At 41.9% G+C, this 16,333-nt stretch carries 12 protein-coding genes and 1 pseudogene; 2 read left to right on the top strand and 11 right to left on the bottom strand.

All coding sequences use genetic code 11. The features are described from left to right. The first annotated feature begins 50 nt into the window (after positions 1-50). On the top strand, positions 51-1,373 hold the full coding sequence (locus DWX57_RS10095) for a sodium-dependent transporter (protein ID WP_118017645.1): 1,323 nt from the start codon (positions 51-53) through the stop codon (positions 1,371-1,373). A gap of 121 nt (positions 1,374-1,494) precedes the next feature. Here DWX57_RS10095 and DWX57_RS10090 read toward each other — a convergent pair whose 3' ends face one another. From DWX57_RS10090 to DWX57_RS10050, 9 genes are all read right to left on the bottom strand, one after another. Then, positions 1,495-1,788 (bottom strand): hypothetical protein, encoded by a 294-nt coding sequence (locus DWX57_RS10090; protein ID WP_207666517.1) that lies wholly within the window; start codon positions 1,786-1,788, stop codon positions 1,495-1,497. Next, complete coding sequence (locus tag DWX57_RS10085; protein ID WP_120124015.1) at positions 1,785-2,810, bottom strand: lysylphosphatidylglycerol synthase transmembrane domain-containing protein; 1,026 nt, start codon at positions 2,808-2,810, stop codon at positions 1,785-1,787. Before DWX57_RS10085 ends, DWX57_RS10090 begins: the two co-directional genes overlap by 4 nt. Positions 2,811-2,967: 157 nt before the next feature. After that, positions 2,968-3,690, bottom strand: a complete 723-nt coding sequence (locus DWX57_RS10080; RefSeq protein ID WP_120124013.1) for a zf-HC2 domain-containing protein — start codon at positions 3,688-3,690, stop codon at positions 2,968-2,970. Positions 3,691-3,710: 20 nt separating this feature from the next. Next, positions 3,711-4,232, bottom strand: coding sequence for an RNA polymerase sigma factor (locus DWX57_RS10075; protein ID WP_120124011.1), 522 nt, complete (start codon positions 4,230-4,232; stop codon positions 3,711-3,713). Positions 4,233-4,455: 223 nt separating this feature from the next. Continuing rightward, positions 4,456-5,250, bottom strand: coding sequence for a TPM domain-containing protein (locus DWX57_RS14555; RefSeq protein WP_133300883.1), 795 nt, complete (start codon positions 5,248-5,250; stop codon positions 4,456-4,458). After that, positions 5,243-6,919, bottom strand: coding sequence for a hypothetical protein (locus DWX57_RS10065; protein ID WP_120124009.1), 1,677 nt, complete (start codon positions 6,917-6,919; stop codon positions 5,243-5,245). The genes DWX57_RS14555 and DWX57_RS10065 overlap by 8 nt, the downstream gene beginning before the upstream one ends. A gap of 171 nt (positions 6,920-7,090) precedes the next feature. Continuing rightward, positions 7,091-10,720 (bottom strand): AAA domain-containing protein, encoded by a 3,630-nt coding sequence (locus DWX57_RS10060; RefSeq protein ID WP_120124007.1) that lies wholly within the window; start codon positions 10,718-10,720, stop codon positions 7,091-7,093. An 87-nt stretch (positions 10,721-10,807) separates the two neighbouring features. Then, positions 10,808-11,209, bottom strand: coding sequence for an 8-oxo-dGTP diphosphatase MutT (gene mutT / locus DWX57_RS10055; RefSeq protein ID WP_120124005.1), 402 nt, complete (start codon positions 11,207-11,209; stop codon positions 10,808-10,810). Positions 11,210-11,221: 12 nt separating this feature from the next. Further along, the gene (locus tag DWX57_RS10050; protein WP_120124002.1) at positions 11,222-14,200 is read right to left on the bottom strand and encodes a DUF3427 domain-containing protein; all 2,979 of its coding nucleotides are present in this window, start codon (positions 14,198-14,200) and stop codon (positions 11,222-11,224) included. Positions 14,201-14,452: 252 nt separating this feature from the next. On the opposite strand from DWX57_RS10050, the gene DWX57_RS10045 reads away from it, so the two are divergent. After that, positions 14,453-14,782: a DUF4357 domain-containing protein gene (locus DWX57_RS10045; RefSeq protein ID WP_118758240.1), complete on the top strand. Its 330-nt coding sequence runs from the start codon at positions 14,453-14,455 to the stop codon at positions 14,780-14,782. Positions 14,783-14,801: 19 nt separating this feature from the next. On the opposite strand, the pseudogene DWX57_RS14820 reads toward DWX57_RS10045, so the two are convergent. After that, positions 14,802-14,945: pseudogene (locus DWX57_RS14820) on the bottom strand (IS30 family transposase); the annotation flags it as partial. A 440-nt stretch (positions 14,946-15,385) separates the two neighbouring features. Beyond that, complete coding sequence (locus tag DWX57_RS10040) at positions 15,386-16,333, bottom strand: hypothetical protein (protein WP_118758239.1); 948 nt, start codon at positions 16,331-16,333, stop codon at positions 15,386-15,388.

Raw genomic sequence — 16,333 nt, 5'->3', positions numbered from 1 at the left:
TGAGCGAGATCCGCCAATGCGGTAACGAACACATTTGGGAGGAATTATACATGAAAAAGAGAGAATCTTTTAACAACAAATGGGGCTTCATCCTGGCCTGCATCGGCTCTGCCGTGGGCATGGGCAACATCTGGATGTTCCCTACAAGAGTCTCCATATACGGCGGCGGATCCTATCTCATACCATATTTTATATTTGTGGTACTCATCGGATTCACCGGAGTTATCGGAGAGATGAGCTTCGGACGAGCTACAAGATCCGGTCCAATCGATGCATTTGGAATCGCCATGGAGAAAAAGGGCAAGCGAAAGCTCGGTGAACTGCTGGGCGGCATACCTGTGCTCGGCGCACTGGCAATGGCCATCGGATACACGGTCGTCATGGGCTGGATACTGAAATACATGATCGGAGCTTTCACCGGAAGCACACTGTCACCGGAGGATATAGACGGCTTTGCTTCAAGCTTCGGCGGAATGGCATCTTCATTTGGCAACAATGCATGGCAGATCATTGCACTTGCCATCGGAATCACCATCCTTATGTTCGGCGTGGGCAACGGTATTGAGAAGGCCAACAAGGTCCTGATGCCGGCGTTCTTCGTATTGTTCATCATCCTGGCCATATATGCGGCATGCCAGCCGGGAGCCATAGAGGGATACAAATACATCTTCCGAATAGAGCCAAAGGTACTTGCAGATCCAAAGACATGGATATTTGCGCTGGGACAGGCATTCTTCTCACTCTCAGTTGCGGGAAACGGAACTCTGATATACGGCTCATATCTGCCAGACGATGAGGATATACCGGAGGCTGCCGGACGTGTTGCACTTTTCGATACGATTGCTGCCATGCTTGCCGCACTGGTAATCATACCTGCCATGGCAACTGCCGGAGCACAGCTCAACCAGGGCGGCCCGGGATTGCTGTTCATCTATCTGCCATGCCTGTTCAAGTCCATGCCTGGCGGTTATATTGTTGCCATACTCTTCTTTGTGGCTGTGTTCATGGCGGGACTGTCATCACTAATCAACCTGTACGAAGCACCAATCGCAACGGTGCAGGAGAAGCTTGGAGTTGGCAGAAAACCTGCATGTGCCATCATCGGTGTCATAGCAGTTGTGGTATCCATCTGTATACAGGGTATCGTATCTGACTGGATGGATGTACTGTCCATCTACATCTGCCCACTTGGCGCAGGACTTGCCGGAATCATGTTCTTCTGGGTATGTGGCAAGAAATATGTTGAGACACAGGTCAACACCGGAAGGGAAAAGAAGTTCACAGAGAAGTTCGTGCCTATATGCAAATACATCTACTGTCCTGTATGTCTCCTTGTATTGATACTTGGTATCCTTCTCGGAGGCATCGGCTAGACAGACATTTCAATATAATTAATAAAAAGCAGTCTGACGGATCATCACCATGTATAACACTGGCGATGTCCGCAGACTGCTTTTTCTTACTTTTTGTTCTTCAGCACCCAGATATGTTCGTTTATTCATCATCTGAAAGTCCAAATCCCTCTTCCAGGAACCTGTTCCACTCAGCATTATTGCTCTCAAGTTTTTTCTTCTGCATAATCCTGTTCCTATCTGTGAGGATGGACAACATCTCATCCACGATCTCCTCAAGCGGCAGTTCCTGGTAATGCGACAGATAGCCCATCATCCTGCCCGCCGTAAAATCCGTATTCAGATTCTTTGTTATGAGATCACAGAACTCCTCGGGATATCCCTGGTCAAGCATCATCTCATAGAGCTCCATGCTCATCTCTGATCTTGGTTTCATTCGGATCTCCTTCCTATCACAAAGCTTGCCACCACTGTAAATATTGCACTGATTATCAGCTCAGTATAGTATCCCAGCCCTCTGCTGAGTATCATGCCCGGCAGCAACAATTTGCTTCCAAATATCGGCAAAAACATCTCCATGAACAGCTTCTCACTGATTCCCATACCACCTGGAAGTGGAAGCATATCGACCGCAACAGCTATAGCTCCCTGCATCAGTATGATAAGTCCTGCAGATGCCCCCGCAAGTCCGAATGCCTTGTACACAAACCATGTCGCTGCAAACAGTGAAAATCTCTGGACAAGTGTTATGAGAAATACTATTACCAGCATCCCGAAATGTCCCATCATATAATCCGCAGTCTGGTTGTATTTCTCCATCGATGCTGCAAGCTTTTCCTCACGGGACTTCTTGTGTCTCAGGAATCTCATCTTCTCAAGAAGTCTGCTGCCCTTCACAACAAATGCCTTGGCAAGTGACGGATGGAATGCGAACAGCACCATACCTGCCACACACACCACGTTCAGCATAAGTCCCAGATAGAACACCCACTGCACATCATCTATATAAGTATGTATAAACTTCTGTCCAAATATAGCGATTCCAAGTCCAAGTAGCACCAGTACCAGCTTGTACGTGATCGTCACTATGAGCAGTACCTGTGTGGACACTGGGATCGGTATCTTCTTTTTCTTCATATAATATATCTGCGCCGGCTGTCCGCCTGATGCAGATGGTGTAATACAGCTAAAGAAGAATCCAACTGATGAGAAAAGAAAGCATGTGCCCCTGCGTATCCTGACACCGAGCTTGCTCATCATATAATGGATGATCACAGATTCTCCCCATATAAATACAACAACACATACCACTCCCGGTATAAGCCACCACGGATTCACCGTCTTCATTATATCCGCAATCTGCCCTAAATCCTTGCCGTGGAACACTCCGTATATGGTGCCGGCAAATATCAGGACAAGGAACAATACGTTGAATATCATCTTTTTCTTGTTTTCCATATCTCTGCCCTTTTCATAAGTGGGGCAATACCCCTTTAAATACAGCGTGAACGTCATGCACAATGCTAGTATATCATGGATCATTCAATTAAATGGCAAAAAAGGGTGGTTTTTACTTTAATTATTTGTAATGTGAGTTTTATGTGGCATACACATTCTATTTTTCACTGTTCAGGATCGGCAGATTCTGGCTCTCCTCCCAGAGAGTCGCAACCTCGGTTCCATCCTTGTGACAATACACAATCTTATTTATAACTCTTGGCTCCTCATCGCCATAGTATATATCTGAACTGCCTGTATCCTCATGTTCTGTCTGAGGGACAGCCACGCCCTCTCTATATCCTCCAATGCTCTGATACGCCTCACTTGACATCCACGACCTTGCATTTCCAAATATATCAAGTGATGTCAGCCCCTGCTCCCCGAGATAGAATTTGAATACGCCGCTATCCATTTCATCTGAAGTACTTATATCTACTATCTGTCCCATTCCCTCAAGGCCATTCTGGTGAAGGTACAACATTCCGTCTATCTCGACAACCTGGGCAGCCTGTTGTATCCCCTCCGATGTCATCTTTGGCCAAACCTCAGTCCACCTGCAGGTTATCGCCCAGTTGAGCACTATCCAGAGCAGCACAAATATCAATATAACCGCCAGCGCTCTTCCTCTTATCTTTTTATTTACAAATTTCTTAAATCCCTTTACACCTGAACTATCCTCCATCGGAAGCACAAGATGCGACTTCATGCGCTCAACCGTCATCAGGCAATCAGGACAATGCTCTATATGCTCCTCAACCTTTGCCTTGCTCTCCTCGCTGCACACGCCATCCACGTAAAGTGGTATGAGATCTTTTATAATTTCACAATCTTTATTCACTATTATACCTCCTGTTTCTGTTACATTTTATCCATTATCATCATTCTGGCACGGTGATATGTCACTCTCGCCCAGCTCTCCGTCTTGCCAAATATATCAGCGATCTGTCCGAATCTCAGTTCACCGAATACCCTGAGCGTGAACACTTCTTTATACGGTTCCGGTAGTTCATGCAATATTCTGTGAATCTTTATAGCCTGCTCCTTATCAACCGTCTCTGATATGAGATCATACTCCGCATCCCCCATAAGTGCAGCCTGTGACTCTGACCGGTTATTTACCGCGTCACCATCCACCTGCTCCCTGTTCTGTTTTCCCGCATATGTAAAGTATGTATTCTTGGCTATCTGACAGAGCCAGACCTTTATATCACAGTCTCCTTTGAACCGATCCACAGCTTTTATCGCTTTAACAAATGTCTCCTGTGTTATGTCTTCGGCTATGTGGGGATTCTTAGACAGTGCCAGCACAAAACGATATACGTCTTTGTAGTACTTTTCGTATATTTCTTCTATTTCATTTTTTTCTTTTCCTGACGCCAAGTTTTTTACCTCCCTTCACATATAAGACCAGTAAACTAAAAAAACGTTACAAAAGGAGCAGACGCATGTAAATGTAAGGCGCTTCGCGCGGCGTCTGCGTACTTCACAAGGAATCCTCCCACTTACGTGGGTCCCTCCTTATGAAAATAAAATGCTGTGAATTTCGAAAATTCTTCACAGCATTTTTCATCATTTATATTTTGTCAGATTTTCTTCTCTTTGACTAGAAGCTGTGGCCTCCACCGCCACCGCCGATGCCTCCGCCTCCGCCTCCGAATCCACCGCCGCCGATTCCGCCATGACCGCCGGATCCAGATCTTGTACTTCTCGTTTCACTGATCATATCATATTTATGATTCATATTATATGAAACCTTTGTACCGGTAAGTAAATTTTTTGAACCCATGTCATAAACCTTCGAGGTCTTTTTCATCAGAAGATAATTAAGCAATATAGAAAATATTATTGCAAGGAGTATGTTGCTGATATGCTTCATGGGACGGCTTATCTGCTCTCCTGCCAGCAGCGTATTTATCTGCTTGAACGCCTCATTTGCGCACTCAAAATATTTCTCTTCGCTTGCATATTCATAGACATTGTCTGTTATCGTATACGCATTTGTCTTGGTGATGATCTTGTATGGTCCGCCATACGAATAGATGTATATCTGTCTGTTACGCATATCAATGAAGAACATAACGCCATCGCGGGTGCCAAATTCTCTTTTATAGGCAGATTCCGCATGGTATGCTGTAGATTTGTACATAAGGTTCGATGTAACACACAATACATTGCAATAACGGGCAGTCTCCTTCATAGTCTCCGACAATTGTGCCTCCTGACTTTCAGTCAGCACATCTGCATCATCTTTGATTACCACTTCATGCTGGTGACTATACGAATCATCCTGATCCTTCTCAGATGCCTGAGCAGTCACTACACCATTACATCCCATAACCCAAAACAGCAGTATGATCATTACAGTGATCACCATTCTGGTAATTACCGCTCTACGCACGATGATCACCTCCCTTATACTCAAACTGTGGAAGTGGTCTTGTGGACATCCGGTTGTGGCTGATAACCAGATCTATGAGTGTCAGAATGGTTGCAGCACACACCAGAAGCACGCATCCATAATAATACTTGTCCATAACAGGTTTTATCAACACGACCGCTACAGACAGAATGGTGGCAAATGCAACAAATAATCCCATGACGCCACTTTTTCTTTTTACTCTTCTCACGTTTACTATGCCTTTTACTGCCCCATAAATGGCTACCAGACACGAGATGCACGCCACAACATAGCTGGCCTTTCCCATAATATCCCAGTTAAAAAGAAATGGATTTATATCAAACTTCAGGCAGAATAATACTATTATGCACACTATCAGCTGTATAACTTCCAGAAAACAGGAAAACTTCACAAATGAAGTTATCTTATTTTTTATTTTTCTTTTTGTGTCTTTTTGTGGCTTTTTTGTTTGCAGCTTTTTTGTTTGTAGCTTTTTCTTCTTGCCTCCACTTTTCTTTGCATTGAGTGTGTGCCTTGCGAAGAATCCCACATCATTTTCATGTGTCTCTACATCTGCTATCTTCTCCATCTCATCGCAATATATCATGGTCACAAGCGCACCTATCGCAGATACAAATGCCAGTAGCACGCCAGGCCTCACCGTAAGAAATAAGTTCAGCAAAAAGTATAGCGGGATCACTCCTATCAGGCATCCAAGCAGGAACTTTCCGATGTCAAGCGGTATGTCCGCAGCCACTTTTCCCGTGCTACCATTTACCGCTGCATATGCAATACGCTTACCGTTCTTGTACGACAAAAGCCACACAGGAAACAACCCGGTTTTTGCTCCAGTGATCTTTATATCCATCGTTTCTGACAACGGCTCCTCCGGTTCACCGATAGCATCATATGTGCATAGATGATGCTTTATCTTCCTCATCATCACATCATGCGCCATATCTCCTGTCACCTGAGCTATCTTATCCCTGTAAACCTTATAATCCACATCCGGCAGATCCGCATAGAATCCGCTCAGATATCCCATGGAAAATGGCTTCATATCCGCCGAGTCAAATGGTGCCACCTTGCTGCTGAGATCATCTGGAAACAGCGATGATGCGTCCATTGTTATATTCTCGTAATGATTATCCGCAAAGCATCTTACATTATACGTATGACTGACTGTATCAACCCCTGAAGTATAGCTGTCCGTCGCCCTTACAGTGGTTTTACCTTTCTGGTCAACATCACACAGCCAATAAGGCATGTAGATTCCACGGAACTCCTGCACATTTCGTCTGTGTTTCAGTCTGTTCGGCGCGTATATCGCCCTCTTCATGACTGTGGCATATGATGCCTTGCACATGTCCTTCGTCACCGCAAACGGTATCACATAATCTGGTCTTCTCTCGCTTTTCAGCCGGCTGGAAAGCATAGTTGCTGCCCCGCAGTAACTGCAGAATCCCGTCGCTGATTCATCCGTACTGTATATCTCGCCACCGCACTGCGGACAAATGAATACGGTAATCTCCATAAGCTTGCGTTCCTCGCTGTCCTCATCCTTGTCGACACTCTCTGGCTCGTATTCATTTCCACATGCTTTGCAGTACATTTTCTTTCTTGCTATATCATATACCAGATTGCTGCCACATCCGGCACATTGTATCATATGTATTTCCCCCTGTAATATAAATTGTGAAAGATTATTAATGCAATAACCTAACTCATTATACTACCTCTTTTTATAAAGAACCAGTTCCGGATTTGTCCCTTCCGCCTCATATGTCGATATCATAACAGATGTGGGGATGGTGGAAATCAACGGGGTGTTGCTCTGTTCCTATACCGACTGCGTAAACCGGCATTTCGGAAATCCCGAGCAGCCTATGAATTTGCCAAATTGCCCCGATCTTTCAACCAACTTTTTCCCGCATTCCGGGCATATCATAGACATCTTTGCAGGTGCAGACTTAATATCTCCACTTGAGTCCTGCGGCATTTTATTGCCGTTCTTCTTTAAATGATCGGAGGTCTTAGTGCCTTTTTTTTGCGTACCGTCAGATATAGCTTCGATCTCTTGGGGCTTATCGCTGGCTTCCTTGGGCTTAACGATGACCTCTGGGGGCTTACCGATGAGCAGCTCTCGAAACTCTTTAGCTGTTATCATCTCGGCAGTGCATTCTCTCGCAACCCTCACCGGCCTGCAAGTCCATACCGACTTATCGCCTATCATGTAGAATCTGAATTTTGCCCTTGTCGCTGCGACATTTACAATATTATTGTTCACCCAGTTGACGGCTCCCATAGATTTGCTGTCGCATCCGAGCAGGAATATAACCTCATCCGTTCCCTGACCCTGGAAAGTGTGCACTGTTCCAATGTTATTTGCATTAAGCCATTTTCTGACTCTTGGCTCTTTTCCGTATAACTCCGATTTCTTTATCATCTCCAGCATTCCCTCTTTCACCGATGTAAATGGTGTGATGATAAACAACCTAGGGATATCACAGGAATCCCGTTCAAATTTTCTCTCCAGTAGTTTCAGAACAAGCTCGCCCTGCGCCTTGACAAAGTGATCCTTCTTGCCCGAATTCTCAGCACCGGCTACATCTATCCAACAGCTCTTGTCCAGGATAAATGTTCTTGTCCTGTCCTCCTTAGGAGCTGCCGTCTGCTGCTTCATAGTTCCATCATATGAAAGCACATTTGAGATTGTGTACATCGGGTCAATGCAGCGTCTATGGACTACCAGTGGGCAGCCTACCCACTCTTTCTCCTCATCCTTTCCAAGATAAGTTCCATACGGATTTATATAGTCAGCAAAAGCCTGCACAGAGATTTTCTTATCCTTGTAACCTGCCAATATCTCCGCGGTAAGCAGCTGTTTTATCATGTCAGTCTCTGCGGTAACCACAGGCTCGATCTGCTTTGGATCTCCTACTATGATCGCCTTTCTGCATCTGAACATCGCACCAACTGCCATCTGCGGCTGTGCCTGTCCTGCCTCATCGACAATAAGAGTTCCAAGCACTCCGCTTTTCTTCACGTCTCCCAGAAATGTCTGCGCAGAAGCAAATGTAGTGGATATCACAGGGGTCAGCAGGAAAATGCTTTGGAGCATATATGGCATGGCTTCTTCTCTGTCAGCAAGCTTCATCCTCTCACCACAATCATCAAACACATTCCACGCAATCATCAGGTTGATGATATTATGCCGCATGCATTTTGATGAAATGACAAATTCTTTGTGCAGCTTACATGCATACAGGAATAACTTTTCACGCTCTCTATTGTACTGGGCGGTAAACCATGGATTGGTTATCTGTGCTTTTGTTGACAGCCGATCATCCTCGGATACATAACGTTCCATAAATGCAGCGTCCACCGGGGTCATCTTCATCTGCCCATGCGAGTATTTTGAAATACACCGCTGGTATTCCTGAAAATTCTGCAGGCCTGATATCCTGTTGTTCAAAGAAGTTATCTCTCCATTAAGTTTTGATATTGTCGCTTTCTTCTCCTGAATGAATATATCTCTTGCGGATGTATCCTTACGCCTTGCGAACAATCCCTTCGGTCTGCTTTCCTCAAGCTCGATCAGCTCTTTTTGTTCAGCAAATAACTGACGCTCAAGCATCTGCCGCTTTCTTTCCACATCACTTATTTCACATGACAAATCCTCTGGTGCATCTTCCTGCAGCTCCACAGGAACCGAACCTGCCAGAGCACAGATCTGTCCTAATTCTTTTCGTAAGTTTTCAACCAATTTATACTGAGATAAAAACTTTTTTCTTACCTCCAGATATTTTGCCTTATGCTGCTCCCTGACATCATTTGATCTGTAGTCCTCCACAAATGGCTTCAGGACCGAATTGCAATACTTACGGATATTTGCCTTTCTGCCAAACGGAGCGGATATCAATCCCCAGCAGTCAGCTCCGCCTAAAAGTTTATCCGCATAACGCGTAAAATAAATGTCCTTCTCCTCTCGGCTCTTACCATATCTGGTTATAGTCTCCACATCACCTGACTTGTTGATATCAAACAAATCATGAACCTCATCCAGACCGCAGCGGATCTCCTCTTCGTCATCCCCAGACGACTCCAGACTGTCAAGTATATTCCTCGCCTTCGGAAGGTCTATCGTGATATTTTCCACCGCCGCATTGTTACATGACGCGACCAGCATACTATAGTTGTTGATCTCATCAACATTTATCGAATAATAATGAGGCGCATACTGGTAATAAGCATTTGCATTTGTCTCTAGCGGTCCATGAGAAAATGAATGCATTTCGAATATAGAGTCTGGATCTTCTGCGTTCTCAGCGAGAAGTTTGGCACGCTCAACGATATTGCTTGCCACGATCTCCTTGAGCAATGTAGTCTTTCCCGTTCCGGGAGGTCCGTTTACAGAAAAAACTGGAGCATCCCCGTCCTGTCTGATTGCAATATTGACTGCAACCTGCTGCATCAACGCCGGCATATATTTGGCCGGCCATTTTCCCCTTGGCGAATTTGTAACGTTAAGAATTCTGTCAAAGAACAGCTTCATCTCACTTTTTCCCGCATCCGGCGAGATGATCGTTCTCGGTAAATCGTCTGGGCCTTTCGACTTTTCGTACCCTGCCAGAATGTACTCGATCACTTTCTTCTCATATTCATTCCCATCGCCAAAGTTCCCGTTCTGAACCAGCTCTGACAACTGAATAATGTCATTCAAAAAGAAACTTTTACCCTGATCCGCATAGTCAAATGCGTCTTCGTCCGCATCTCTGGCCTGTTCGCTCGCATACCTGTTGTATTCGGCAATTCCCATCGATTCCTGAGGATCATCTAAGAACCTGTGTTTCACATACTCATTAAAAATCTTTTCATATATGGTTGAAATGAACTCATCGACATTCTGGTCCTGCAGTTTCTCATTGATCTCTCCAACAAGATCTTCATACTCGCTAGTATCGAGAGAAAAGTCATGACTATTATGTGCTCTTGACTCATCCCACTTGGCAACTGCCCACAGTATCGATGACAGCTGGAAACTGTTCTTAAGATACACACCTTTCGTATCTGTCTTGAATGAGCACCATGCGATCGCACTCTTTTTCGGATAAGCTATCTCAGGATTATCGGATTTATCCTCTATAAACTTCTCAAGATAATCAACTACTGTATTCCTCTCTACCTTCCCCAGACAAAAATGGATCTCATCACCAACCGAAAGAAACTTCGCATAGTCGTCCCTGTCTTTTTCCAGGATCATTTCCAGATCTATATCAGAAGCCGACAAAACTGGCAAATCAAAGAAGACCTCGATCTTCTCTGCCTTAACCTCTTTGCCATTCTTAATATTCTTAATTAGCTTTTTGTTCTCTGAACTTTCCTGTGGAATGTCGGTCTGACCTAGAAATTCTGTGATTTTCCAGTAGTTTAAGATTTCCAGGACTGCGTTCTTTCTTTTGTCTTCCATTCGGTGTGCTCCTTGTGGTGTAACCCCTAATCTTCTTTCTTGAAATATCTTCCGATCTTTCTTATAACCTCACTTTTGAATCTGTTTTTACATTTGCTTACCATTTATCTTATCCACCAGTGTCACGTCCGCCGGCAGCCAATCGACCGAATCAAGTTCCTCTATAGTGAGCCACTTCGCATCTTCGTGTTCTTTTAATTCTAAATGATCTGCTGCCAGCTCACACAAGAAACAATCCATCGACAAATGAAAAGCTGGATAATCATATTCGATAGTATCAAGCAATTCTCCAACATTTATCCTTGCATCCAGTTCCTCGTTTATCTCCCTGACCAGAGCGTCCTGTGGAGTTTCACCAGCTTCTATTTTTCCTCCAGGGAATTCCCATCCCCCTTTAAGTTCTCCGTATCCTCTCTGGGTTGCAAATATCTGCTTTTGGTTGTTTTTTTCTCTTACAATTACTGCAGCAACTACTCTTATTGTCTTCATAACATCCTCCAATTAAGAATTTACAATGTACTCGTAAATATCTTCACGCACTGGAACATCAAGTATCCATTCAATTTCCACTGCTGTTTTCTCTGTGTTCGCCATTTTGAATTCTTTAGTTTTTCCACTTGCTGTCATATGTCCAAGATAATAAAACTCCTTAGAAATCTTATCATCTTTATTCTTTCTTACAAAAAGCTCTACATGAATCCCTCTTTCCTTCGCTTTAAGGAAATTCTGTACATCCTCTGATTGTAAACTTCTGCCAGACTTCGAAATAGCTATCAATCGATCCCTGAAGCCCGGAACAAAATGATCTTCATATTTCGTGGTGTCACTAATATCCTCTGCCTTATCATAATTGATGAACACAGGAAATGTCTTCGTCTTTCTGTCATATTTATATCCACCAATATTTAACGGAACTTCATTCTGCTCCCAATTGAGAAGACGACACACATCCTCATAAGTGTATTTCTGGTACAAAACAAAGTCCGTCTGATCATATGTATTACTATAATCACGCTCGTATCTGCTAATACCAAATTCAACAAGTTCTTGAAGGATATCATAAAATTCGCCATTTGATAGCATTTGTAAAAATGACTTTGTTGGTCTATAATCGTTTTCTTTTTTCTCAATAAACACGCACTTCGCGTAAGTTTTCTTGCTCGCTCCAGCCGGGAATTCATTAGTCATAACATTTACAATGTTTTCCTTCTGATCCTGACTGACATCTTTTCCATACTTCCTCATGTCCTCTGAAAGGCCGGCAAACAAACCAAATTTAGCTAGGCCCCGGGCATATGTAAGTATTCTCTTCAACATCTGAAGTTCCTGAATTCTTTTTCCATTTGCCAATTTCTTAGAAACAAATTCGATTACTTTTTCTTCATCCTCTGGCAAGCGAGTCTTGTATTCTTTCTCATATTTCACTAAAAACTTATAATACGATCCGAGACTGTTGTTATCAAAGATTCGAATAACATCCATCTCGCCGTATTCATCAAAATCCCTCAATCTGGGAATACGTCCAAGTTTATTCTTGAGGTTCGTATAATTCTCTTTAATGAGCCTTATATCACTAAAGTTTGCGTTATCAACCGATGTAAAAATTCTTTTTTTACTTATTTCGTCAAAATGAATCGTGGAGGCACCAGGAATCATCCGTTCACCTTCCATGACATATCTACGGATATTATCTTTGTTGTATGTTCTATCTCCTGATAAGGCAATCGGTATCATGAAATTATTGTTATAGTTTCCAATAAAATCAAGGATTACAACGTATTCTTTCCCCTCTGCTTTTCGAAGGCCTCTTCCCAATTGCTGTATAAAAACAATTGGAGACTGAGTCGGTCTCAACATGATGACCTGATTTACCTCGACAATATCAACACCTTCATTTAAGACATCCACAGAGAAAATATAATCTATAGGAGTCTTATCTGCCGCTGCGTCTCTCTCATCCATAGCAAGCCTCTCAAACGCATCCTGCCTAACCATCTCTGAGTCCTCACCACTGAGTGCAACTGTCCTATATCCTAATTCGTTGAACTTCTTTGAAAGTTCCTTACACTCCCGATTACGGCTGCAAAATATCAGGCCCTTTACACGATCTCCGCTGTAACCATAATAATTTGACTGCTCTATAACATGCTTTACACGCTCGTCACAAACCAATTTATTAAAATCTTCTTCAGATAGATTCTTTGACTTGGAATCCTGTACAACAGATAAATCAGTAATTCCAAAATAGTGAAATGGACACAGCAAGTCCTCTTCCATTGCCTGCTGCAGACGAATCTCATAGGCTATCTGATGATTAAATATCTCATAAATATTTTCCCCAGAATCATTGTCATTTCTCTTGTCAGGCGTAGCTGTCATACCAAGGAATAGACGTGGAGTAAAGTAATTCATAACCTTCTGATATGTATTTGCCGAGCTATGGTGGGCCTCGTCCAGAATAATACAATCAAACTCGGCTGGATCATACATTTGCAAATGCTCATCCCTATTTAACGTCTCCACAGTGGCAAATACATAATCGCTATCGTATTCATGATAGCCAGCACCTACCAATCCTACAGAAATCGTACTGCCGAAAACTCTCTGATACGATTTCTTTGCCTGTACAGCAAGTGACGCTCGATGGACAAGAAATAGCACTCTCTTAAATCCAAGCTCACGCATAGCAAATGCCGACGCATAAGTCTTTCCCGTACCAGTAGCACTTATAAGAAGTGCTCTCTTCTCATCATTCTCCAATATCGCTTTCAGATTAGCAATAAATCTCACCTGCATGCTGTTAGGTTTTAATTTATATCTCTCCAATGAGGTAACATTTCCCTCTGAAGCGATTTTCCTTTGAGCTTTGATTATATCGTATCTCTGCTTATATTCCTCATAAAACACATCATAATCCAGAGCATATTCTGAGTTCCATAACTCGTCAAATTCTTTTAAAATATCCTCTGTCATCTCTCCCTGTGCCGTGGAGACAAGCTTCGTATTCCATTCTCTATTGGTCGTGAGTGCAGCACTGGTAATATTCGAGCTGCCAATTATGATCCTATATATTTCTTCCTCTCTGAATATATATCCCTTTGTATGAAAGCCGTTGTTAGCAGATCTTGTATCATACATTCTAATCTTTATATTCTTCAGAGAATGCAATTTCTCCAAAGCCAAAGGCTCACTAAAATCCAAATAGTTTGAGGTCAATATCTCTCCTGGGACCCCTTTTCTCTCAAGCTCTTTCAACGTCTGAAGAAGCGGTGTTACACCGCCCAAAGTAATAAATGCCACACTTATCTGAAACTTATCACATTTTAGGAGTTCACTCTCTATGACTGAAATAACTTTCTTGCCTTCCCTGTGATTATTTGAAACAAAGCCCGGCTTATATGATATCTCAGATGCAATATTGCCATCGATATATGCAGTTTCCAATCCGTCACGTACTAACTGCGTTTTATCCTGAATCATAGTTGTCCTCCATTTCAAATAGTATGATTTATTTTATCATAAAAGATGGGGAATGGGGAGATTTGTAAAAATTATGGTGGGATTGTAACAGGAATTTTTGATTAACTTACATCGTTTAGCTTTTTATTGTTATAACATTTCCCACATGCTATACTTTTTTCAACAAATGCTTATCGTTATAAGCATCCAGCATTGTAACCTCTGCAGCGAAAGCAGAAACACCACTTATAAACAAAAATCGAGGTAAATACAATGGCATTTAGCAAAACAATCCAAATGTATATTAAGGTTACAAGAGGTGCAAGCTCCAAAGGTGTTATTGTTCCCGATGGTTTTGCAGTTTTTAAAGATTCCAAAATTGCTTCCAGTACCGTGCCCAGTATGTCTGCATCTCTAATCAAATTACGTACTTCTCTTATTGAAAAGGGAATCATTGATTCAAACTTCTGCTTTACAAAAGACTATATATTTACCAGCCCTTCATTGGCAGCTGCTATTGTTATGGGAAGAAATGCAAACGGAAGAATCGAATGGAAAACAGAAGACCATACATCTATCAAAGATATTGAAGAAAAACTTTGAAAATTAAATTCATAGGTTTCTTTTTTTCAAGGTTATCAAATACGAGCCTGACTGAGCCTTTAGTACAACAATTGATCAGAAAAGCTGGAAATAGTTTTTCTCTTGTGAAAAACAGAATTAATAAGGTCTTTGGGGAATCTCTTAAAGATTTAACTGTATCCACAACACGGTAAACAAACTCCCACTTAGCAATGTCCTCCAAATAGTCAATATTTTTGTACCCAAATCGTACCCAACGCCATCTAAAAAATCCCTACAAAGCCCATAAATACAGGCTTTGTAGGGATTTACCTTTTTATTCAAACTCGCAAAGTTCTTTTTAACATACTTTGTTATCTTATGTTTTTCCATACATTTTAGTATCAAATATCTCTGTATTTTTTCTATTCTATCTCGTTTTAAGAGCTTCTAGTACCAAATCAGTACCAGCAAGTATTTTCTTTACTCATTATGGTTCGAGTGGCTTGCAGGTTATTAATCGCTACTTACAGAATAATCTGCGATTGACTTGCTCTCACTCCTAAGCAAATTATAGAATCGAATATGTTGTTTTGCAAGTAATTTATATTTTTTACTAGATTGTGTCGTAAAGAAACTTCTTCTCTATTTCATGCTTATACCCATTTGCTTCAAATCCTGCTTCATTTTATTGCAAGGATTTTTACATTTTTCTGGCAAATCACACTCAAGTATAAGCCAATCATTAATATCATTTAGTGCATACTCAACAAGTTCGTCCTTGCATTCGCAACCAATCTGTTTTAAAAACGCAATTCGCAAAGCCAACTCTACAACATAGGTGAAATACCAATTAATGTAGTCCTTTGTAACCGATTCTGAATTTGCCTCATAATCAGTTAGACTACCTTCTTTCATAATATAGTGATCAATCTCATGACGTTCTAGCATAAGTGCATCATACATTTTTTGAGATGGTATTCCCAATAACGACGCTCCATATTTAACCGTTTTTGAATCCAACGCAGTTCCAATAACCTTTGCTATATTTGCTTTAACATTATTGTTGGGACCGGATGTATTTATAACAAAGCCATCGCATATATTTAATAGCAACGACAACCTATGATTAACATTTATTGTTTCATATGCCTCGGAATGTATGTAGAAATATGAATTAATCAACGATTTAAACATCTCTCCAGATGTTCTGCCCTTATTTCTAAATTCATTATAATCCAATACTCTCTTTTCTGAAAAATCTTTATCTGTGCCCACTAAAGTACTTGCACATTTTCTCCATGTTTTACCAGTCTTATAAAATGAGAGAAAATATAACTTTTCAACATTCACATCAATACCATCAACATTATATTTGCATGGCTTATAGAAATATCCATCATACAAAGATGACAGCTCCCATATGCTACGAAGCACTTCTATAACATCTTCTGCATTACTTTCAAGTGATATCATAAATTTCTTTGTCTCTTGTATCAGATTACCGGATACATTTTGAAAATCAATATTTTGGAGCTGCATAATATTAGTATTTGCATTTGGTTTTGTTTCAAATTCAACTGTAATCCTCAA

Origin of the sequence: Coprococcus sp. AF19-8AC, assembly GCF_003603115.1 — a bacterium.
Lineage (GTDB): Bacteria > Bacillota > Clostridia > Lachnospirales > Lachnospiraceae > Coprococcus > Coprococcus aceti.
Note: the sequence above shows the minus strand (reverse complement) of the source record. Positions and strands in the feature narration are given on the sequence as shown.